21 protein-coding genes are annotated in these 19,601 nt (G+C 68.7%); 5 read left to right on the plus strand and 16 right to left on the minus strand.

The window, feature by feature from the left end; genetic code table 11:
- Positions 1-67: 67 nt before the first annotated feature.
- The 3 genes from FHD68_RS00210 to FHD68_RS00220 all read left to right on the plus strand — a co-directional run bounded on the left by FHD68_RS00210 (position 68) and on the right by FHD68_RS00220 (position 3,094).
- The gene (locus tag FHD68_RS00210) at positions 68-934 is read left to right on the plus strand and encodes an NAD(P)-dependent oxidoreductase (protein ID WP_045998833.1); all 867 of its coding nucleotides are present in this window, start codon (positions 68-70) and stop codon (positions 932-934) included.
- Positions 935-988: 54 nt separating this feature from the next.
- Positions 989-1,372 carry a PaaI family thioesterase gene (locus FHD68_RS00215; RefSeq protein ID WP_045998834.1) on the plus strand — a complete coding sequence of 128 codons (384 nt, stop codon included), beginning with the start codon at positions 989-991 and terminating at the stop codon, positions 1,370-1,372.
- Between the two features lie 78 nt (positions 1,373-1,450).
- Complete coding sequence (locus FHD68_RS00220; RefSeq protein WP_127898862.1) at positions 1,451-3,094, plus strand: long-chain fatty acid--CoA ligase; 1,644 nt, start codon at positions 1,451-1,453, stop codon at positions 3,092-3,094.
- A gap of 12 nt (positions 3,095-3,106) precedes the next feature.
- On the opposite strand, the gene FHD68_RS00225 is transcribed toward FHD68_RS00220, so the two are convergent.
- The 16 genes from FHD68_RS00225 to FHD68_RS00295 all read right to left on the minus strand — a co-directional run bounded on the left by FHD68_RS00225 (position 3,107) and on the right by FHD68_RS00295 (position 17,909).
- Positions 3,107-3,346: a ribbon-helix-helix domain-containing protein gene (locus tag FHD68_RS00225; protein ID WP_084693622.1), complete on the minus strand. Its 240-nt coding sequence runs from the start codon at positions 3,344-3,346 to the stop codon at positions 3,107-3,109.
- A complete protein-coding gene (locus FHD68_RS00230; RefSeq protein WP_127898861.1) occupies positions 3,343-3,528 on the minus strand; it encodes a DUF4169 family protein in 186 nt (61 codons plus the stop codon). Before FHD68_RS00230 ends, FHD68_RS00225 begins: the two co-directional genes overlap by 4 nt.
- A 65-nt stretch (positions 3,529-3,593) precedes the next feature.
- Positions 3,594-4,988: a class II fumarate hydratase gene (gene fumC, locus FHD68_RS00235; protein ID WP_127898860.1), complete on the minus strand. Its 1,395-nt coding sequence runs from the start codon at positions 4,986-4,988 to the stop codon at positions 3,594-3,596.
- Positions 4,989-5,082: 94 nt separating this feature from the next.
- On the minus strand, positions 5,083-5,970 hold the full coding sequence (locus FHD68_RS00240) for a dihydrodipicolinate synthase family protein (protein WP_127898859.1): 888 nt from the start codon (positions 5,968-5,970) through the stop codon (positions 5,083-5,085).
- Positions 5,971-5,974: 4 nt separating this feature from the next.
- On the minus strand, positions 5,975-6,460 hold the full coding sequence (locus FHD68_RS00245) for an SspB family protein (protein WP_045998839.1): 486 nt from the start codon (positions 6,458-6,460) through the stop codon (positions 5,975-5,977).
- An 84-nt stretch (positions 6,461-6,544) separates the two neighbouring features.
- Entirely contained in the window at positions 6,545-7,345 is an 801-nt protein-coding gene (locus FHD68_RS00250; protein WP_164871446.1) for a sugar phosphate isomerase/epimerase family protein, read from the minus strand.
- Positions 7,342-8,574, minus strand: coding sequence for a DUF6005 family protein (locus tag FHD68_RS18850; RefSeq protein ID WP_164871445.1), 1,233 nt, complete (start codon positions 8,572-8,574; stop codon positions 7,342-7,344). The genes FHD68_RS00250 and FHD68_RS18850 overlap by 4 nt, the downstream gene beginning before the upstream one ends.
- Positions 8,571-11,288 carry an IucA/IucC family protein gene (locus FHD68_RS00255; protein ID WP_164871444.1) on the minus strand — a complete coding sequence of 906 codons (2,718 nt, stop codon included), beginning with the start codon at positions 11,286-11,288 and terminating at the stop codon, positions 8,571-8,573. Before FHD68_RS00255 ends, FHD68_RS18850 begins: the two co-directional genes overlap by 4 nt.
- Positions 11,278-12,954: an IucA/IucC family protein gene (locus tag FHD68_RS00260; protein ID WP_167550346.1), complete on the minus strand. Its 1,677-nt coding sequence runs from the start codon at positions 12,952-12,954 to the stop codon at positions 11,278-11,280. The genes FHD68_RS00255 and FHD68_RS00260 overlap by 11 nt, the downstream gene beginning before the upstream one ends.
- A 152-nt stretch (positions 12,955-13,106) precedes the next feature.
- Entirely contained in the window at positions 13,107-13,445 is a 339-nt protein-coding gene (locus FHD68_RS00265) for a hypothetical protein (RefSeq protein WP_127898854.1), read from the minus strand.
- The gene (locus FHD68_RS00270) at positions 13,442-13,831 is read right to left on the minus strand and encodes a response regulator (protein WP_045998843.1); all 390 of its coding nucleotides are present in this window, start codon (positions 13,829-13,831) and stop codon (positions 13,442-13,444) included. Before FHD68_RS00270 ends, FHD68_RS00265 begins: the two co-directional genes overlap by 4 nt.
- A gap of 10 nt (positions 13,832-13,841) precedes the next feature.
- Positions 13,842-14,714 (minus strand): CheR family methyltransferase, encoded by an 873-nt coding sequence (locus tag FHD68_RS00275; RefSeq protein WP_240542435.1) that lies wholly within the window; start codon positions 14,712-14,714, stop codon positions 13,842-13,844.
- Positions 14,711-15,181 (minus strand): chemotaxis protein CheW, encoded by a 471-nt coding sequence (locus tag FHD68_RS00280; protein WP_042250654.1) that lies wholly within the window; start codon positions 15,179-15,181, stop codon positions 14,711-14,713. Before FHD68_RS00280 ends, FHD68_RS00275 begins: the two co-directional genes overlap by 4 nt.
- A gap of 3 nt (positions 15,182-15,184) precedes the next feature.
- The gene (locus FHD68_RS00285; RefSeq protein ID WP_127898853.1) at positions 15,185-17,266 is read right to left on the minus strand and encodes a chemotaxis protein CheA; all 2,082 of its coding nucleotides are present in this window, start codon (positions 17,264-17,266) and stop codon (positions 15,185-15,187) included.
- A 2-nt stretch (positions 17,267-17,268) separates the two neighbouring features.
- Positions 17,269-17,637 (minus strand): response regulator, encoded by a 369-nt coding sequence (locus FHD68_RS00290; protein ID WP_127898852.1) that lies wholly within the window; start codon positions 17,635-17,637, stop codon positions 17,269-17,271.
- A complete protein-coding gene (locus FHD68_RS00295) occupies positions 17,634-17,909 on the minus strand; it encodes an STAS domain-containing protein (protein ID WP_042250649.1) in 276 nt (91 codons plus the stop codon). The genes FHD68_RS00290 and FHD68_RS00295 overlap by 4 nt, the downstream gene beginning before the upstream one ends.
- Before the next feature lie 162 nt (positions 17,910-18,071).
- Between FHD68_RS00295 and FHD68_RS00300 the strand changes: the two genes are divergently transcribed.
- Positions 18,072-19,043, plus strand: a complete 972-nt coding sequence (locus tag FHD68_RS00300) for a CheB methylesterase domain-containing protein (RefSeq protein WP_127898851.1) — start codon at positions 18,072-18,074, stop codon at positions 19,041-19,043.
- Positions 19,040-19,561, plus strand: a complete 522-nt coding sequence (locus tag FHD68_RS00305) for a chemotaxis protein CheD (protein WP_127898850.1) — start codon at positions 19,040-19,042, stop codon at positions 19,559-19,561. Before FHD68_RS00300 ends, FHD68_RS00305 begins: the two co-directional genes overlap by 4 nt.
- Positions 19,562-19,601: the final 40 nt, after the last annotated feature.

Raw genomic sequence — 19,601 nt, forward strand, 5'->3', positions numbered from 1 at the left:
ATAGGACAGGCGCGCGGGCATTTCAACGCACCCCCGCGCCACGGGCAGCGACCCGAGGGAGATTTGCATGGCCAAGACGGCGTTTCTGGGACTGGGCGTGATGGGCTTTCCGATGGCCGGGCATCTGGCCGCGGCGGGACATCAGGTGACGGTGTTCAACCGCAGCCCGGCCAAGGCCGAGGCCTGGGTCGGCCGGCACGGCGGCGCCTCCGCCGCGACCCCGCGCGAGGCGGCGCAGGGCGCGGATCTGGTAATGTGCTGCGTGGGCAATGACGACGACCTGCGCCAGGTATGCCTGGGGCCCGACGGGGCATTCGCGGGCATGGCGCAGGGTGCGGTCTTCGTCGATCACACCACGGTCTCGGCCAAGGTGACGGAGGAGCTGGCGCAGGCGGCGGCAGAGGCGGGCATCGGCTATGTCGATGCACCCGTATCCGGCGGTCAGGCGGGGGCCGAAAACGGCCAGCTGTCGATCATGTGCGGGGGCACGGTCGCGGATTTCGATCGCGCCGCGCCGGTCATCGACGCCTATGCCAAGATCTGTCGCCGGATGGGCGATGTGGGCGCGGGACAGATGACCAAGATGTGCAACCAGATCGCGATCGCGGGGTTGGTTCAGGCGCTGTCGGAATCGCTGGCATTCGCGCAGAAGGCGGGGCTGGACGTGGCCGATGTCGTCGAGGTGATCAGTCAGGGTGCGGCCGGCAGTTGGCAGATGGTCAACCGTCATGCGACCATGCATCGCGGCGAATTCGAGCACGGGTTCGCCGTCGACTGGATGCGGAAGGATCTGGCGATCTGCTTGCAGGCAGGGGACCAGCTGGGCGCGGCCCTGCCGGTCACGGCACTGGTCGACCAGTTCTACAAGGATGTGCAGGCGATGGGCGGCGGCCGGTGGGACACCTCGTCCCTGATCGCGCGGCTGACCCGCTAGGGCCGGGGAACGACAAAAGGCGGGATGCCCGCCTCTAACGAAGGAACTTGGGGGATGGCGGATCACAGCCTTGCCGGACAGATCGAGTTCGAGATCACCGGCGTGAACGAGCAGGAAGCCACCGGAGAGATGACCGTGACCGCGGGCATCCTGAACCCGTTCGGAACCATCCATGCGGGCGCGCTGGTCTGGTTCGCGGACGTGGTCGCGACGAACCTGGTCCTGGGCGGAGAGCAGCCGCAGGAGGGCATGGACAACTTTCCCGTGGCCATCACACTGAACGCCCAGCTGCTGACCAACCGCCGCGACGGGGTTCTGACCGCGCTGGCATCCTGGATGCGGCGCGGGCGACGCATCTCGACCGTGCGCACGCAGGTCACCGATGCGGACGGGGCGGTGCTGCTGGACCTGACCTCGACCCATGTCAGTGCCCGCTGACCCTGCGGCACCATCGCGCCGGGCGGGTTGAAACGCCCGGCAATCGCGTCATCATGGCGCCATGATGGAGGAGACGTCATGGACGGTCTGATGATGCACCGCCCGCTGCTGCAAAGCGGGCTTCTGGATTTCGCCGCCGAGAGCTTTCCCGAAGCGCGGATCGTGTCGCGTCGGGTCGAGGGTGACCTGCACCGACAGAGCTGGGCCCAGACCCGTGCCCGCGCGGTCCAGCTGTCCTTCGCGCTGGAGGGTTTGGGGGTGGTGCCCGGCGACCGGGTCGCGACGCTGGCCTGGAACGGGCACCGCCATCTGGAGATCTATCACGCGGTGCCGTCCATCGGGGCGGTCTGCCATACGATCAACCCGCGGCTGTCGGCCGACCAGATGGTTTTCATCGCGCATCACGCGGGCGACCGGCTGCTGTTCACCGACCTGAGCTTCGTGCCGCTGCTGGAAAAGCTGCAGGACCGCCTGCCGTCCATGCGCTATGTCGTCATGACCGACGCGGCGCACATGCCGCAGACGACGCTGGATGCGCTGTGCTATGAGGACCTGCTGGCGGGGCAGCCGACCGAGCGGGTCTGGCCGGATTTTCCGGAAACGACCGCATCGGGCCTGTGCTATACGTCCGGGACGACGGGCGATCCCAAGGGCGTCCTGTATTCGCACCGATCTAACATGCTGCACGCGCTGGCCACGGCGGCGGTGCTGGGCCCGGACCTGGGACCGCAGCCGCGCATCCTGCCGGTGGTGCCGCTGTTTCACGTTAACGCCTGGGGTCTGCCCTTCACGGCCCCGCTGATCGGGGCCAGCCTGATCATGCCCGGCCCGGCGCTGGACGGAGCCAGCCTGTGGGACCTGTGCCAGACCGAGGGCGTCGAAAGCGCCTGGGGCGTGCCCACCATCTGGCAGGGACTGTTCGCCGAGATCCTGTCCCGCGGGGCCAAGCCCGCAGCCCTGCGCCACATCGTCGTCGGCGGCAGCGCAATGCCCCGCAGCCTGACCGAGGGCTTTGAACGTCTGGGCATCGACGTGAACCACGCCTGGGGCATGACCGAGACCTCTCCGCTGGGCAGCCAGGGGTCGCTGACGCCGGCGCAGCGCGATCTGCCGTTCGACCGGCGCATGGCGCTGAAGCAGGCGCAGGGGCGGCGGGTGTTCGGTGTCGAGATGAAGATCGTGGACGACGCGGGCACCCGCCAGCCCCATGACGGCCAAGCCATGGGAGAGCTGTTCGTGCGCGGCAACACCGTGGCCGCCGGTTATCACGACAATGCCGGTGCGACGGCGCGCGCCATCGACGCCGACGGCTGGTTCGGGACAGGCGATATTGCCTCGATCAGCGCCGACGGCATCCTGACGCTTCGCGACAGGGCCAAGGACCTGATCAAGTCGGGTGGCGAATGGATCAGTTCGATCGACGTCGAGAACCTGGCAGTCGCCCATCCGGACGTGGCGCAATGCGCGGTCATCGCGCTGCCCCATCCGAAATGGGATGAACGCCCGCTGCTGGTGATCAAGCCCAAGGGGGCCGCCCGACCTGGGCTGGAGGAGATGCGGTCCCATCTGGGCGCGCATCTGGCCAGCTGGCAGCTGCCCGATGACGTCGTCTATGTCGACGAGATGCCCCTGACGGCGACCGGCAAGATCAGCAAGCTGACCCTGCGGGAGCAGTTCCGCGACCACGTCCTGCCCGACCTGCGGGGCCAGGCGGCTGACTGACCCAAGGTCGGGTCAGGGATCCTGCGCCTGCAGGGTGGACAGCACATAAAGGCGCAGGGCCGTGGCCAGTCCGATTTGCGGCGGCCGGGCATGGTCGATCTGTCCGATTAGGGCGGCGCGGGTCAGGTCGCGCGCCGCGGCCTGGGTCGCCAGCGCCTTCCAGAATGCATCTTCCAGCGACACCGACGTTCGGTGCCCGTCTATGGTCACCGACCGCTTCAGCGGCGGCGTCATGGCGGGCAGGTCGATCATTCGTCGGGCGTGTCGCGCCGATGCGCGTCCAGCATGCGGGCCGCGCGGTCGCGTTCGGCCTGGCGCGCGTCGCGCAGCGGCTTGGCCTCTCCGTGCAGGGCGGCGTTCGCGTCGCCCTTGGCACGCTTGGCGTCGCGGTCGCGGGCCTTGCGGGCCTGGCGCAGGTTGATGATGCGGGTCATGGCGGTCCCTGAAACGACGAAGGGCGCGCCACTGTGGCGCGCCCCCCGGCCTTGGGTCAAGAGGGTCAGCCCTTGGGGCTGATCATGTCCTCGGGGCGGACGACGCGGTCGAAGGTCTCTCCGTCGACGAAGCCCAGGGCGATGGCCTCCTCGCGCAGCGTCGTGCCGTTCCTGTGCGCGGTCTTGGCGACCTTGGTGGCGTTGTCATAGCCGATGGTGGGCGCCAGCGCCGTCACCAGCATCAGCGATTCGCGCATCAGCTGGTCGATGCGCTTTACGTTGGCTTGGGTGCCCACGACCATGTTGTCGGTGAAGCTGGAGGCCGCATCGCCCAGAAGCTGCATGGATTGCAGCACGTTGTAGGACATCATCGGGTTGTAGACGTTCAGCTCGAAATGCCCCTGAGACCCGGCAAAGCCCACGGCGGCGTCGTTGCCCATCACATGCGCGCAGACCATGGTCAGCGCCTCGGCCTGGGTCGGGTTCACCTTGCCTGGCATGATCGACGATCCCGGCTCGTTCTCGGGCAGGATCAGTTCGCCCAGACCCGAACGCGGCCCCGACCCCAGCAGGCGCATGTCGTTGGCGATCTTGAACAGCGATCCGGCCACCGTCTTCAGCGCGCCCGAGAACATGACCATCGCGTCATGGGCGGCCAGCGCCTCGAACTTGTTCGGCGCGGTGACGAAGGGCAGGTCGGTGATCTTGGCGATTTCCGCGGCAATCGCCGTGTCCCAGCCCTTTTTGGTGTTCAGGCCGGTGCCGACGGCCGTGCCGCCCTGGGCCAACTCATAGATGTCGGGCAGGCAGGCCTTGACCCGCTCGATCCCCTTGCGGACCTGATGGGCATAGCCACCGAATTCCTGACCCAAGGTCAGGGGCGTCGCATCCTGGGTGTGGGTGCGACCGATCTTGATGATGTCCTTGAACTCGGCCGACTTTGCCTCCAGCGCGGCGGCCAGCTTCTCCAGACCCGGCAGCAGCGTGTCGCGCGCCAGCATGGCGATGCCCACATGCATCGCGGTCGGGAAGGTGTCGTTCGACGACTGGCCCATGTTGCAGTGGTCGTTCGGGTGGACGGGTTTCTTGGACCCCATCTCTCCGCCCATGATCTCGATCGCGCGGTTGCTGATCACCTCGTTGGCGTTCATGTTCGACTGGGTGCCGGACCCGGTCTGCCAGACGACCAGCGGGAAGTTGTCGTCGAACTTGCCCTGGAACACCTCGGTCGCGGCCTGCTCCATCGCATCGGCCAAATCGGCGGGCAGGTCGCCCGAGGCGCGGTTCACCCGCGCGGCGGCCAGCTTGATCGCGCCCAGGGCGCGGATGATCGGCACCGGCTGGCGTTCCCAGCCAATCGGGAAGTTGATGATCGAACGCTGCGTCTGCGCGCCCCAGTATTTCGAGGCGTCAACCTCCAGCGGGCCGAAGCTGTCGGTTTCGGTGCGGGTCTTGGTCATCGGGTCGCTCCCTCACGGTTTCGTGGCGGGTTGTAGCGGTCCGGGCCATCGGGCGCAATTCGTATGCAACGGTATGCTGGCGCAAACAGCGCCTTCAGTCGTCCAGCGCATGCATCGCCGCGCGCAGGCGCGGGGTCAGCGCGTCGGGCAGGGGCAGGATCGGTCGGGGCGGCTGCGCGTCGGTCAGATCCATCAGCCGGGCGCAGGCATGAACGACCCGCAGGCTGCCATGGGCCTGGAACAGGTCCCACATCGGCTGGAACCGCGCCTGCCAGCGGGCCGTTTCGGGGCGGTCGCCCGCACGGGCGGCACAGGCCAAGGTCAGCGTCTGGTCGGGCCACAAGCCCGCCGCCACGCTGAACCAGCCGTCGGCATGGTTCAGAAGCGCGTCGGGACAGCCCCAGTCGCCGCTGTAGCCGATGACGAAATCGGGCGGCAGATCGGCGCGCAGGGCCGCGATCTGGCCCGCGAAGTCCCCGCCCGCGGGCAGCGGCATCTTGACCGCCGTGACGGTCGGCAGCGTCGCCAGCCGGGCGATCAGCACGGGCGAAAAGGTGAAATGCGTGGTCGATGGATTGTTGTAGATGCAGATCGGCAGGTCCGACGCCCCTGCGACAGTTTTGAAATGCCCAAAGACCTCATCCTCGGTCAGGGGGGTGTAGGACATCGGCGCCAACAGCAGGCCCGTCGCCCCCGCATCTGCCGCATGACGCGCCAGCGCGGCCGAGGTGTCGCTGCGCAGCGCGCCCACGCCCGCGATCACCGGCACCCTGCCGCCGGCGGCGTCAAGCGCGGTCTCCAGCACCTCCCGGCGCTGGTCGGCCTCCAGATACGCATAGCCGCCCGTCGATCCCAGCACGCCGATGCTGTCCACGCCCGCCCGCGCAAGGCGCAGGATCAGGCGGCGCAGGTCGGCGGGCAGGGGGTGGCCCGCGGCGTCGGTCGGCGTGATCGGAAAGGCCGACAGGCCGCGCATGGTCATGGCGCTATTTCCGCCAGCGGTCCAGGCGCACGACATCGGCGCCGCCCGACGGGGGCGTGTCGTCGCCGTCATCCTCGGCGTCCAGCTGGTATTCGGCGTCGGCCTCGGCGTCCTCATCCTCGTCGTCGTCGCTGTCCTGCGTCTCGAAGCGCAGGCCGAATTCGACGGAGGGGTCCACAAAGGTACGCAGCGCATCGAACGGGATCTTCAGCGGCTCCGGCTGGTTGCCGAAGTTCAGCGTGATGGTGAAATGGTCGGGCTGGATCGTCAGGTTGTCGAACCAGTGCTGGATGACGATGGTCATCTCCTCGGGATAGCGTTCGCGCAGCCAGTCCGCCATCTCGACACCGTCGTCGCGGGTGTCGAAGGTGATGAAGAAATGATGCTCTCCGGGCAGACCGTCGCGGGCGACCTGGCGCAGCACCTCGGCGATCAGCCCCTGCATCGCGCGATGCATCATTCCGCCGTAATCCAGTCCCGATCGCGCCATGACGTTACCCTACCTTTTCTTGGCGGCAAGCATAGGGATATGACCGGGGATGAAAAGGGGGGCGGAGGTGGATTCCGCGTCCCCTCACGCCGCGCGGTCCAGCAGGTCGCGCCGCAACGCGCGCAGATCGGCCGCCATGGTCGCCGCGGGCTTTGGGCCGAACCATTCCAGCGACGCACCCATCCCCGTCGGCACCACGCGCAGGAACGCCGCATAATCGACGGCACCCGTCAGCAGCGGGCACATGCCGTCCCGGCTGCCGCGCGGATCGTGGACGTTGTCCGGGTGAAAGACCGACAGGCGGTCGCGCGCGGTCACGGATTTCAGGTGCAGGTGATCGACATGTTCGCGCAGCGCCGTGAATGCAGGCACGGGGTCGACCCCCGACTCCCACACATGCAGCACGTCGAAGTTCACGCCGACCGCGGGATGGTCCAGCGTATCCAGCAGGTCCAAGGTCGCGGGCAGGCTGTCGGCCAGGGTCTGCGGATGCGTCTCGACCGCGATGCGCAGGCCGCGGTCATGGGCCATGTCGGCCGTCGTGCCCAGGTCGCGCAGGATCGCGCGGCGCTGGTCCGCCCCCGCTTGATCGCGCCCCACGCCTCCCGCGAACAGCCGCAGCCGTGGCGCGCCCCAGGTCCGGGTCAGGTCCAGCAGGTCGGCCGCGTCGGCGCGGCTGAAACAGGCAGTGCCCAGGGGCAGATAGCCCGCCAGCATCGGCACCGGGGGACGCTGCGGCAGGTCACGCCATTCGACGGCCAACGTGCGGGCATGCGGGGCCCAGATCTCCAGCCCGTCGAACCCCTCGCGGCCGACATAGCGGGCCAAGTCGCGGGCGGTCACGTCCAAGTGGCGGAAGGCCACGGAACAGGCATTGATCCTCATGCGCGCGCCCCCTGCCAGCGGTCGAACCACTGGCCCACGGTGGCCTTGATGCCCCGTTCCAGCATGGTCAGCCGGTCCAGATCGGCCAGCACCTGCAGCAGATCGTCGCCGTCGCCGCCGCGGGCAAAGGCCACCGCGCGCAGATGGGCCGCGTTCAGCCCGCCATGCAGCGCCGCGATCCGGTTGCAGCATTCCTCGAACGCGTCGTGATCGGCGCCCTCGATGTCGCCGAAGATCGCCAGCGCGTGCTCATAGGCGTATTTGCGGATTGCAATGACTGGCAGTTCGCGCAGCGCGGGTTCCAGATCGGCGCGCGGCAGGTCGGCGACATGGGCCTGCACGATGCGGCGGATCGCGTCGATCAGCGGCACGGCCTGCGCGTCGAAGGTCGCGTGGTGCATCGCGGCGATGGTGGCGTCGTCCGCGGGATGCGCGTCCGCATTGTCGAAGGCAAAGCCACCGGCCACGGTCGGCGCCAGGAATGCCGCCCGCAGGTCGCGGGCGGGCAGCGGCCCCTCCCACCGGAAATCCGGGTCGCGCATCAGCCAGGTGTCGGGGTCCGCCGTGGGCTCCAGCAGAGCATAGTGGGGAAAGCTGGCCTGGGCGAACTTGTTGTCGCGCTGCGGCAGCAGCGCCATGTCGACCATCGGCATGACGTAGCGGCCGGGCCGCCAATCGGCCAGCAGCGCGTGCAGGTGGTCCAGGTTCCGCGCGCCCGGCGCGGCATCCTCATGCCAACGCGTCACCTGCAGGCCGAACAGGCGACCAGCCCAATGCAGATAGAAGCCGTGATCGATCCCCGGCGCGTGATAGGACAGGCGCATCCTGTCGTCGACGATCACCTGCCCGTCCCACAGGCCCAGATACAGCGGGCGGTGGTCGATCCCGCCGCGGTCCTTCAGCGCCTGGCACAGGCAGCTGACGACGCAATGGACCTTGATGTCGACAGGTTCATCGGGCGCGGGGGTCACGCCCGCCAGCGCCATCGAAAGCGCCTGCACGGTCATTCCGGGGGCGCGGTCGAACGTATCCTCGGCCATGGTGATGCCCGCCTCGTCCAGGTGCAGCATCAGCGTCATCAGGGCGACCGAATCCAGGCCCAGGTCATGGCCAACCCGCGCGTCGGGACCAAAGGCCGCCATGCGCGGGCAAGCCATAGGACCGGCCAGGATCGCGCGGATGCGGTCCTGCATGTCCTGTGGGGCGGGGATGGGGCGGGGGTCGGTCATGCGGGGGCCTCCGACAGGGTTTCGGCCAGGGCGCGGCGGGCGATCTTGCCGTTCGCGCCACGCGGCAGGGCGGGCAGGCGGACCAGACGCACCGGCCGCTGGCGCGGCGACAGCAGGGCCGCCAGATGGGCATCCAGCCGCGCCTCGGCGATGTCGCCGGAATAGGCAAGTGCCGGGCGCTGATGCGCGACGGGGTCCGGGACGGCGAATGCCACCGCGTCGGTGATGCCCGGCAGGCTCAGGGCCGCGGCCTCGATATGGGCGGGATAGACGTTCAGGCCCGCGACATCGATCACCTCGGCCTGGCGCCCGGCAAAGATCAGGTGGCCGCGGGCGTCGATCACGCCCAGATCGCCGGTCTGCACCGTCGCGCCTGCGGCATGGACGGAGACGGGGCCGGGTGCGTCCCGTCCGGCCTGCAGGCGGACATGCGGCAGGGGCAGGCCCATATCCTCGGGCCGGTCGGGGTTCTGGGCGATGGCCAGGCATCCCGCCTCGGAACAGCCGTACTGCTGGAACAAGTGGCGCGCCGCGCAGCGGATCGCGTCAAACCACGGCTGCGGCAGCACCGTCCCCGACGACATCACCGCGTGCAGCCCCTGCGCCCCGGCCAACCGCGCCAGCACATGCAGCAGCGGCGGTGCGGCATAGATCAGCGGATCGCGGAACTGGGCCAGCTGGCGCAGGATGGCGCGCGGGTTGGCGTGGTCCAGCACCACCGGAGCATGTCCCCGTGCCTGTCCGACCAGCACCCCGGCGATCAGTCCATAGGAATGGGTGATCGGGGCCGCGATCACCGGCGTCATCCCGGCCGCCTGCGGAAAGGCCTGCAGATAGGCGTCGATCTCGGTCTGGATGGCGGCCCAGCTGCGGGCGATGATCTTGGGTGCGCCGGTGGTGCCCGAACTGGTCTGGATCAGCACCCCACCCGGCGCATGCGGCGCGTCCTGTCCCAACCCCTGCAGACCCGTATCGGTCATCATCAGGTCGCAGCCCGCCCGCCTTGCCAGATCGCGCGCCTGATCGGGGGGCGTTTCCGGGTGGATCGGATGACAGGACGCGCCCGCATCCCGCAGGCGCAGGATCTGTGTCAGGCAGGCCGCGCGGTCAGTCATCAACAGTGCGATGCGCGTGCGGTCGGGGTCGCGGCCGGCCAGCAGGTCGGGGGCGTCCGGGCCGAACGGATCGAACAGCGTGTCGTTCAGGTGGAACAGGCGGGTCATGGCGGGCTCCTTCAGCGGGTTCGGCGCAGGGTGGGTTTCGGTGCGGCCCAGCAGCCCCGCGGCCAGGCTCTCCGCCGGAACCGTCGCGGCGTCGGTGCACAGGCTGGGAGCATGGGGCAGGGCGGCGCGGGCCAGCCGCCAGAAGATCGCTTCGGACAGATGGCCGGTGCGGTGCAGCAGATCCGCCAGATCCGACAGCACGTGGGTAACCAGACAGTCGGCCACCAGATCGCGCAGGTCGGTGGCCCGGCCCATGCGGTGATAGGTGCCGTCCGGTGCCCCCGCCATCGCCGGTTCGATGGCCGCAAGGTCCGGGGCGGGCAGGCTCAGCCGGTCCGGCAGGTACTCCAGGCTTTCGCTGAAATCGCGGGCCACCAGCCCGGTCGGCCAGCCGCCGTCATGGGTCATCAGCAGGTTCTGGCCATGCGCCTCCAGCGCGATCCCGTGATGGGTCATCAGGCGCCAGACGGGCTGCAGGATCGTCAGCAGCCGCGCGGTCCACGCCTGGGTGCCATGCGCGGCCAGCCAGGGCGCGATCAGTGCGCGCCCGTCCGGCTGGGTCAGCGACAGGGCCGACAGGGGCATGGCACCTGGGGGCGGGGGGCTGCGCCGGATCGCAGCCAGCCTGCCGCCCAGCAGCTTGCGTGCGACGATGGCCGCGCCATGTTCCGGGAGGATCGTCAGCCCGGCCAGGTGCCGATCGGACGCCACCACGCGTTCCAGCCAGTCCGATATGGCCGGCGCCACCGCCACCGACCACGGCATCAGGTCGCGGACCGAGGAGGTCACCCCCACGCCAAGCGACAGCTTCAGGTGATCGCCCCCGTCGCAGGCGGCCAATGTCCGCAGCGACGCCGTGGCCTGCATCCGCGGCCCCTCCGCCGGCAGCACCTTCAAGGCCCCGCGCGCCATCAGCGCCTGCACCGCCGGGTCACGTTGCAGGCGCCGCCACTGCCACGGGTGGACCGGGATGGCCCCCGGCGGCGCCCAGCCCTGCGCGGGGTCCGTTCCTGCACGCGTCACGATTGCGGGGTCGACCGACAGCCAGACCGGCACGATGGTCCTGCCGCCTTCGGGGCCGAAGGCGGCATTGTCAGTGTCCGAAAACCCGGCGCGGGACTTGAAGCCGGGATGATACGGATGCCCCTCGATCAGGCTCGCCTCCAGCGCCGGGCCGGTCAGCGACAGGCGGTTGTCGCGAACCGGCCCCGCCGCGCGCAGGAAATGCGCGCTGCGCCGCATGGCGGTCATCAGCGCCGCGGGATCGTGGCCGGCCCTGGCCAGCGCGCGTTCCAGGTCGTCCGGTTTCAGCAATCCGCCGGTGGCATCGCGCGGGTCGTCCAACAGCCTGACACGGCCGCTGGCCTGCAGGCGATATGGCGCCTGGATGGCCAGGCCGTCCACCGTCCAGCCGCCCTGCGCCGGGCGCAGGATGCGTTCGAACGCCAGAGCCTCTATCGTCTGGCGCAGGGCGCGGGTCTCAGGCGACATCGGACAGCATCCCGGCATGGGCCAGCGCGGGCAGGGGGTTCGGCACGCGGATCATCGGTGCGCGTTCCCCGGGGATCAGCAGTTCGTCCACACCGCCCAGCTGGGTCAGCAGATTGCCCTTGGCGGGCAGATGCGGCTGCGTCAGCCAGCGGCGGGCCAAGGCACCGCCATGACCCGGCAGGCGGGTCAGACCGCCAAGATGGGCTGCCAGCGCGGATAGCGCCCGCCGCTCTGGCCAGATTCCGTCCAGCGCCATGCGGTGGACCACGCCAAACACCTGGTTCACGATCAGCGAATAGGTCAGGGCGTCCTCTGCCTCGGCGCGCGGATAGACCAGGTTGGGAATGGCGCGCAACGCGGCGCAGGCCATGTCGTCGGCCACATAGAAGCCCTGGTTGTCGCGGATGTCGCAGCGGCGCGGCAGACCTTGGGACAGGTCCAGCAGGGCGTTCTGCTGATGTGCCTCGACCGCGATGCCGGTGGCGTCATACAGGCGTAGCAGGGGGGCGACGGTGCAGTCCAGATAGGCGTCGAACCATGCCGCCGGGTCGTGTCCCGCCATGACCTGCGTCAGCATCGACGGCCGTCCCGGCAGGGGTTCGGCGACCAGGCCCGCGACCTGCATCACCTGCCCCCCGCGTCCCCCGCGCCAAGGGTTGCGGCGCAGGATCACCTCCAGCCCGGATTCGGCGCGACCGGGCAGGGCCAGGGTCAGCCAATGCGGGTCATCGATCAACCGCAGCCGCCCGAACCGCCCCTGCAGCGCGCCGATGCGGGCCGACATCGCCGCGCCCGCCAGCAGTTCGTGACGCTTGTTCACGCGCTGCGAGTTGGTGATGGTGACCGGCAGCGACACCTTGACCTGCCACGGGCTGTCGCCGCGCCACAACGTCCGCACCGAGGATGTCGCCCACCATGCCGGTCCCACCGGTCCCAGCTCGCGGATGGCACCCTGCGACAGCAGCGCGGCAACGGCCGGATCGCGGCGGGCGCGGTCCCAGGTCAGCGGATGCGCGGGCAGCAGGATGCGTCCGGGACCGGGGTCCAGATCCATGCCCGGCAGATCGCGCACACGGTCAGGGTCGGTGCCTGCGATCAGGTCTTTGCGGACCGACAGGCCGACAAGGTGCAACGCGCCGCACCAGTCCGGGGTCATCGCGCGTTCCTCGGGCAGGGACATGCCGGACAACGCCTTGGGGCAGGGATGCATCCAGTGGCCAAAGATCACCGCCTGTTCGGCGGTCAACCAGTCGGGTGCGGGGTGCGGCCGCGCCAGGCGCTGTCCGCAGATCGTGGCGATCCGATGACGGCTGGCCTGCACGCGACGGGCCAAGGCGGCGCCTGCAGGTCCGTGATCGCCTGTCAGTCGGTCCAGGATCAACGACAGCGCCAGGGTCGGGTCGATGGGGCGCGATCCGTCCGGCCCGTGCCGGATCAGCCCGCGGATGCGCGGCAGGCCCGATGCCATCGGCGCATCGGTCAAGACCTCTAGCCAGCCGCCGGCGACCGGGACCAGATCGCACCCGCCGCCCACCTCGCGCCTGTCGCAGATCAGAAGGGCGCGCAGGCTGGCCAGATCGGCGATGCCCTGCGCGTCGGACGTAGGGCAAGGATCGTGCGGGGTGCCGGCCCCCGGACCCGCTTGTTCAGGTTGACGGACAGCCAACAGGCAAGGGTCGGAAAAGGTCATCTGCGCCTCGGAGTGCGGCCATGGGCCGTGGGATCACGAGGCTGGCAGATGCTGGCAAGGCGTGGGTTATTATTGTTTATTATTTATGTCAAGTATATCCCATGAACGTGTAGGTACCGCCGCATCCGCTACCACAGGTCGACTGTCGGGGTACTGTCGGCCGCCGGCGCCATCCCGCCAAGGCGAACGGCCTGCGCCCGCAGATCCAGGCCAGCCGCGGCTTGGCCTGGGTTGCAGGGCTGCCCCGGCGGGGTCTGCTGCGCCAGCACGCCCAGAAACCGCGACAGCCCCTCGACCTCCTGACGCAGCAGGTCGGCGGCCTGCAGCGACTGGGCCGCCGCATCGGTCACCTGCAGCATCGCGCCCAAGGCGGCATCGATCCGCCCCAGGCCTTGGGCGATGCGATGCGCCTCGGCGGCGGCGCGATGCAGGGTCGCGTTCAGGCAAGGATCGGGCGTCGCCGTCATTGCAGCTTGCCCGTCACCGATTCGATGCAGCGCAGCAACGCCTCCTTGGTGAAGGGCTTGGCGATGAAGTTGTTCATGCCGGCGCGCTGGCCCCGCTCGATCATCTCGCGCGTGGCGGTGCCGGTGATCAGGATGAAACCGATGCGCTGGGTGCTGGGATTCTGACGCAGCGCCTCCAGCAGGCCAAGGCCGTCCATTCCGGGCATGTTGTAATCCGAAATGACCAGATGAACCGGAGCCGCGGCCAGCCTGCGGAACGCCGTCTCTCCGTTCGCCTCGTACTGGACGTTGACCAGGCCGGCCCAGTCCAGCGCCTGTTCGATCAGCGATCGGCTGATGGTCATGTCGTCCACCACCATCACATGAAGGTTCGATTTCAGTGCCATGTTGTCCCTTTCACGTCTTGGCAGAGGCCGGCGTCGCATTGCGCCGGTATTGGGTTGTGCCTGTTGCGGCGAACAGGCCCGCGGCCGGGCCGTCCAGCCGTTCCGAATGACCGATGAACAGCGCGCCGCCCTCGTTCAGGGCGCCACCGAAGCGCAGCCACAGGCGCTGGCGCGCGGCACTGTCGAAATAGATCGCGGTGTTGCGGCAGAAGATCACGTCGAACTTGCCGGAAAATGGCCAGTCGTCATGCAGGTTCAGTTCGCCGAACCGCATGATGCGCCGGACTTCAGGTTTGGCCTCGAAGCCCGCGGCATGGGGCTGGAAGTACCGCTTGACCTGCGCAGGCGGGACCGGGGCCAGCGCATCGGCTGCAAAGCGGCCCTGCTGGGCGCGGTCCACCATCTCGGGGTCGATGTCGGTGGCCAGGATCAGAACGTCATGCTGCGCCGCATCGGGAAACGCGTCCAGCAGCGTCACGGCCATCGAATAGGGTTCCTCGCCCGAGGAGGAGGCCGCGGACCACAGCCGCAGCCGCCGTCCGGCGCGGGCCTGGGCGATCAGCGGGGGCAGGACCTCATGCGCCAAGGCCTGGAAATGGTGACCCTCGCGGAAGAAGGCCGTGACGTTCGTCGTGATGGCCGACAGCAGGTGGCGGCGTTCCTGTGGACCTTCAGGCCCTTCCAGACGGTCGCAATAAGCACCGTAATCGGGCAGCGTCAGGACCCGCAGGCGGCGGTTCAAGCGCGCCATCAGCAGGCTGCGTTTGGACTCCGACAGGATGATGCCGCTGTCCTGATGCACGATCGCGGCAATCTTGCGGAATTGTCCATCGGTCAGGACCGGCCCCGCTGGTGTGGGGGCCGAAAGGGGTGCCGTTCTCACGCGTCGACCCCGTGGGCCGCGGGCAGCAGCTGCGCCAGGTCGATCTTGCGCAGGATGCGTCCGTCTTCCAACGTGATCATGCCGACGATGAACTCGCGCGCGGGGTTCGACGCAATGTCGGGCACCGCCTGGATGTGATCGTCGTTGATGGGCAGGATGTCGGACACCAGGTCCGCCAGCAGCCCCACGATCCGCCCGGCATGCATCGCGATGATGACGACATGGCGGTGGGACGGCGTCGCGGCGCCGAAGCCGAGCCGCGCCGACAGGTCGACGACCGTCACGACCGATCCGCGCAGGTTGATCACGCCTTTGACGTAGTCAGGCGCGTGGGGCAGCATGGTCGTTGGGGTCCAGCCACGAATTTCGCGGACCAGCCCGATGTCGATGCAGAAGTCCTGGTCGGCCAGCTTGAAGGCCACGACGTCGCTTTTGCCGACGGAATTATGCGAGATGGATTGCAGCATGCGTCACCCGTTCGATGCCATGGCGGCCATGCGGCGGCCCTGGTCGTTGGACATGGAAAGAAGGATTTCTTCGGGATCGATGATCAGGGCGATCTTTCCGTCGCCCAGGATCGTGGCGGCCGACACGCCCGGCACGCGGCCATAGTTCTGCTCCAGGCTTTTGATCACCACCTGCCGCTGATCGAAGATCGCGTCGACCCGGAAGGCTGCGCGCCTGCGGCTGTCGGTCTCGACCACGATCAGCACGCCGGTGTCGGGACCCTCCGCGGGCCGGGTGACGCCGAAGCTGGTGCACAGGTCGATGATCGGGATCAGCTCTCCGCGATTGGACAGCAGCTGCGATCCGTGGCCCACGCCGTGCAGCATCGTGTTCTCGGGGCGCAGCGTTTCCTGGACCGCGGTGATCGGCAGGACCATCGTCTGGTCGCCCAGCTGGATCAGCATCCCCTCGACGACCGCCAGCGTCAGCGGCAGCGCGATCGAGAAGGTCGTGCCCTGACCCTCGGTCGACTGGATCATCACGCGGCCGCCCAGGTTCATGATCTCGCGGCGCACCACGTCCAGGCCGACGCCGCGACCGGACAGGGCCGACACCTCGTCCTTGGAGGAGAAGCCTGGCAGGAACAGCAGCTGATCGATCTCGGCGGGCGACAGGTTTGCGCCGGGCGCGATCAGGCCGCGATCCTCGGCGATCTGGCGGACCTTGGCACGGTTGATGCCGCCGCCATCGTCCGACACCTCGATCTGGACGCGACCGGACCGATGGGCGGCCGACAGGGTGATCGTGCCTTCCTGCGGCTTGCCGCGACGCTGGCGCGTCACGCTGTCCTCCAGCCCATGATCGACCGAGTTGCGGATCATGTGCGTCAGCGGTTCGACCAGGCGTTCGATCATGGTCTTGTCGACCTCGGTCTGCTCGCCGATGGTGATCATGCGGACGGGCTTGCCGGTGGCGTCAGCCGCCTCGCGCAGGATGCGGTGCATGCGCTGGAACACCAGCTTCAGCGGTTGCGCCCGGATCGCCATCACGCTTTCCTGGATGTCGCTTGCCAATTGCCGGATCGCATCCAGACCGGCGACGACGTCGGGCTGTTCGTGCAGGCCCGCCGTCTGGATCACCTGGGAAAGCATCGCCTCCTTGATGACCAGTTCGCCGATCATGTTCATCAGACGATCGACACGGTCCAGCGCCACGCGGATGGTCGGTGCGGCCTGGGCGCTGTCCTGTTGCTGGACCGCGCGCGGCGCGGCGGTGGTGGGGGCATCGCGGACGATCTGGGCGACGGGGGCGGTGTCTGCAGGCGCGGCTGAGGGTTCGGGGGTGGGCGCGGGCAGGTCGTCCTCGGTCAGCGGGCGGACCGTCAGCGCGCAGCAATCCTCGACGAACTCGAACACGGACATGACATCGGGCTGGCTTGCCGCGCCGCTCAGTCGGACCCGCCACGACAGCGCGGGCTGTTCGGGCGACCAGTCCTCCAGCAGAGCGACCGCGCCGCAGTCCACGTCGACGTCCGCATCGCCCAGCTTGCGCAGGGCGTTCAGCAGGGCCATCGGATCGTTGCCCGAACGGTACAGCTGAAAGGTGGGCGTCATCTGGACCAGCAGGCCCGACGCCGGTGGCGGGATCGGATCGAAGGACAGGGGCACATCGAAGTCCAGCGAGATCGGCGTGAACTCGAACGCGGTCTCCTCGGGGGTTTCCGTGTCGATCAGGGCCGCCAATTCGGTCATCAGCCCGTCGACCTGGGCCTGATCGGTATCGCGGCCCGACCGGGCGCTGGCGACCAGATCCGTCAGGCAGTCCGAACAGCGGTGCAGCAGCGCCATGATCTGGGGCGTCACGTCCAGCCGGTCCGACCGGACCAGGTCCAGGACAGTCTCGAAGCGGTGCGCAAAGGTGACCAGCGTGGTCAGGCCGAAGGCGGCAGCGCCCCCCTTGACCGAATGCACGGCGCGGAACACGGCATGCACCGTTTCCACGTCGAAGCCGAGCTGCTCGATCTGGCGCAGGCCGGTGGCCAGCACCTCGAGCAGCTCGTCGCATTCGACGAAGAACATGTCGCGGAATTCGTCCATGTCAGCCATCGTCAGCGCCCCAGGACCTTGTCGATGACGGCGATCAGACGCTCATCCTCGAAGGGTTTTACGATCCAGCCGGTGGCCCCCGCGCTGCGGGCGCGCGCCTTCAGGTCAGCGCCGCTTTCGGTGGTCAAGACCAGGATGGGCACGTCGGCATAGGCGCCGGTCGCGCGGACGTTCTCGATCAGGCCGAAGCCGTCCATGCGCGGCATGTTGATGTCGGTGATGATCAGATGCGGATCGGCCTCGCTCAGCGCGCCGACGCCGTCCACGCCGTCCACGGCCAGGAACACGTCAAAGCCCGCATTGCGCAGGGCCTTGGACACAAGCGCGCGGATTGTCGGCGAATCGTCGACTGCCAGGATACGGGTCGTCATGCGGGTCCCCCGGTTTGAAGAAGCTGGACCGAGGCGCCGACAGCCTGGATCGTGGTCAGAAACGGGTCCGAGGCGTCACGGATCGACAGCGTCTTGCCGTCGGCCTGCCACTGCTTGCGCGCTGCGATCAGCAGCTCGACCGCAAGGGTGCCCATGCGCGCGACCCCGGACGCATCCAGGACCGCATCCGCGCCCCGATGGTCCAGCAGGGTGCGGGCAAAGGCAGAGACGGCCTTGCGGTCGAACGTCTCGGGCAGGGGCAGGGCATGCATCTCAACTACCTCGTATTGTCGTCGGCGTCCCCATCGCTAACAGCCATGAGTTAAGGAACCATTGCTGCCATGGATTAATTTCGCGTCCGGCAAGTCTCTCACGGGAAACGATATTTTAATCTTTCCCGGCGATGGTCCCCTGACCCATCCAGGAGTGTCCCTGTGTCGAATCCGGTCCTGCTGATCGTTGACCCGAACCCCGCCCGCCTGACCGCCCTGCTGCGCCGATGCGAGGAACAGGGCGGTGTGACCGTGCTGGGCGCCACCACGCCCGGCGAGGCCTATGTGCTGATCGAACTGCACCTCCCGCGCCGCGTGGCCGTGGCCGCCGAATTCGCCGAATCGATCGAATTCGACGCATTGGCGGACATCCTGACAATGATCGACGCGGGCGTGGTCATCTATGGTCAGATGCGTGTGCCGGCGGGCGGATATCCGGTGATGTCCAGCCCGGAACAGATGCTGTCGCGCCTGTTCGGTGGGCTTGAGCCCGCCCGCGCCGCACCGATCCGTGCCGCAGACCCCGTACCACCCACGGACGCGGCGGCCGGGCTGATCCTGCTGGGCGCCTCGACCGGCGGAATCACCGCGTTGGAGGCCGTTCTGGCCGGATTTCGCGCCGACTGTCCACCGACGATGATCGTGCAGCATATTCGCCCAGGCTTTGCCGAAGGGCTGATCCGCCGGCTGGATCAACTGCTGGCGCCGCAGGTCGTCGCGGCGCAGGACAACATGCCCCTGCGGCGGGGCGTCGTCTATCTGGCCGCCGCGCCTGACAGGCATCTGGGCGTGACCCTGCGGGGCGGACCCCGCGCGCGTCTGTCCGCGACCCCACCCGTATCCGGGCACCGTCCGTCCGTGGACGTGCTGTTCTCCGACGGTGCCGCGATTGCCGATCGTCTGGACATCCGTGCCGCGCTGCTGACGGGGATGGGGGCCGACGGCGCGCAGGGGCTGTGCGCGCTGCGTCGGGCCGGGGCGCACACGATCGCCCAGGACCGTGCCACATCCGTCGTCTGGGGCATGCCGCGCGTCGCGGTGGAGCTGGGCGGTGCGGTTGACGTGCTGCCCCTCACGCGTATCGGCCAGACGCTTCTGACGCGGGAACCCGCCCGCCTGCGGAGGCTGTCATGATCCGCGATGCCGCGACGCGCGTCATCCATGTCGTTCAGGGCGAACATGCCATCAGCGACGATCCTGACGCGATCCTGACCACCGTCCTGGGGTCCTGCGTGTCGGCCTGCATCATGGATGCGGACCGGGGCATCGGCGGGCTGAACCATTTTCTGCTGCCCGATGCGGGCCCGGGCGGCCCCGACATCCGCTATGCCGCCGCCGCAATGGAAGTTCTGGTGAACGGGCTGATGCGCCGCGGCGCCGTGCGCAGCCGCCTGCGCGCCAAGCTGTTCGGCGGCGCACGGATGATGGCCGGCCTGCCCGACATCGGCCAGCGCAATGCCGATGCCGCCCGCCGCTTCCTGCAGGACGAGGGCATTCCGCTGATCGCCAGCGACCTCTGCGGCACGCAGGCGCGGCGCATCCGGTTCTGGCCCGTCATCGGTCGGGTGCAGCTGCACCTGCTGGGCGAGGCCCGCGCACCCGTTCGCGAACAGCCGATGCCGCAGCGTGGCGGAGACGTCGAACTTTTCTGACCAACATACGCCGACAGCCGCGGCCCAACTGACACACCGA

The organism is Paracoccus marcusii (assembly GCF_006151785.1).
GTDB lineage: Bacteria > Pseudomonadota > Alphaproteobacteria > Rhodobacterales > Rhodobacteraceae > Paracoccus > Paracoccus marcusii.

What these genes read in the sequence shown, in the direction of transcription:
- FHD68_RS00210 (WP_045998833.1), top strand. Translation starts at nt 68, where the DNA reads ATGGCCAAGACGGCGTTTCTGGGACTGGGCGTGATGGGCTTTCCGATG.
- FHD68_RS00215 (WP_045998834.1), top strand. Translation starts at nt 989, where the DNA reads ATGGCGGATCACAGCCTTGCCGGACAGATCGAGTTCGAGATCACCGGC.
- FHD68_RS00220 (WP_127898862.1), top strand. Translation starts at nt 1,451, where the DNA reads ATGGACGGTCTGATGATGCACCGCCCGCTGCTGCAAAGCGGGCTTCTG.
- FHD68_RS00225 (WP_084693622.1), bottom strand. Translation starts at nt 3,346, where the DNA reads ATGATCGACCTGCCCGCCATGACGCCGCCGCTGAAGCGGTCGGTGACC.
- FHD68_RS00230 (WP_127898861.1), bottom strand. Translation starts at nt 3,528, where the DNA reads ATGACCCGCATCATCAACCTGCGCCAGGCCCGCAAGGCCCGCGACCGC.
- fumC (WP_127898860.1), bottom strand. Translation starts at nt 4,988, where the DNA reads ATGACCAAGACCCGCACCGAAACCGACAGCTTCGGCCCGCTGGAGGTT.
- FHD68_RS00240 (WP_127898859.1), bottom strand. Translation starts at nt 5,970, where the DNA reads ATGACCATGCGCGGCCTGTCGGCCTTTCCGATCACGCCGACCGACGCC.
- FHD68_RS00245 (WP_045998839.1), bottom strand. Translation starts at nt 6,460, where the DNA reads ATGGCGCGATCGGGACTGGATTACGGCGGAATGATGCATCGCGCGATG.
- FHD68_RS00250 (WP_164871446.1), bottom strand. Translation starts at nt 7,345, where the DNA reads ATGAGGATCAATGCCTGTTCCGTGGCCTTCCGCCACTTGGACGTGACC.
- FHD68_RS18850 (WP_164871445.1), bottom strand. Translation starts at nt 8,574, where the DNA reads ATGACCGACCCCCGCCCCATCCCCGCCCCACAGGACATGCAGGACCGC.
- FHD68_RS00255 (WP_164871444.1), bottom strand. Translation starts at nt 11,288, where the DNA reads ATGTCGCCTGAGACCCGCGCCCTGCGCCAGACGATAGAGGCTCTGGCG.
- FHD68_RS00265 (WP_127898854.1), bottom strand. Translation starts at nt 13,445, where the DNA reads ATGACGGCGACGCCCGATCCTTGCCTGAACGCGACCCTGCATCGCGCC.
- FHD68_RS00270 (WP_045998843.1), bottom strand. Translation starts at nt 13,831, where the DNA reads ATGGCACTGAAATCGAACCTTCATGTGATGGTGGTGGACGACATGACC.
- FHD68_RS00280 (WP_042250654.1), bottom strand. Translation starts at nt 15,181, where the DNA reads ATGCTGCAATCCATCTCGCATAATTCCGTCGGCAAAAGCGACGTCGTG.
- FHD68_RS00285 (WP_127898853.1), bottom strand. Translation starts at nt 17,266, where the DNA reads ATGGCTGACATGGACGAATTCCGCGACATGTTCTTCGTCGAATGCGAC.
- FHD68_RS00290 (WP_127898852.1), bottom strand. Translation starts at nt 17,637, where the DNA reads ATGACGACCCGTATCCTGGCAGTCGACGATTCGCCGACAATCCGCGCG.
- FHD68_RS00295 (WP_042250649.1), bottom strand. Translation starts at nt 17,909, where the DNA reads ATGCATGCCCTGCCCCTGCCCGAGACGTTCGACCGCAAGGCCGTCTCT.
- FHD68_RS00305 (WP_127898850.1), top strand. Translation starts at nt 19,040, where the DNA reads ATGATCCGCGATGCCGCGACGCGCGTCATCCATGTCGTTCAGGGCGAA.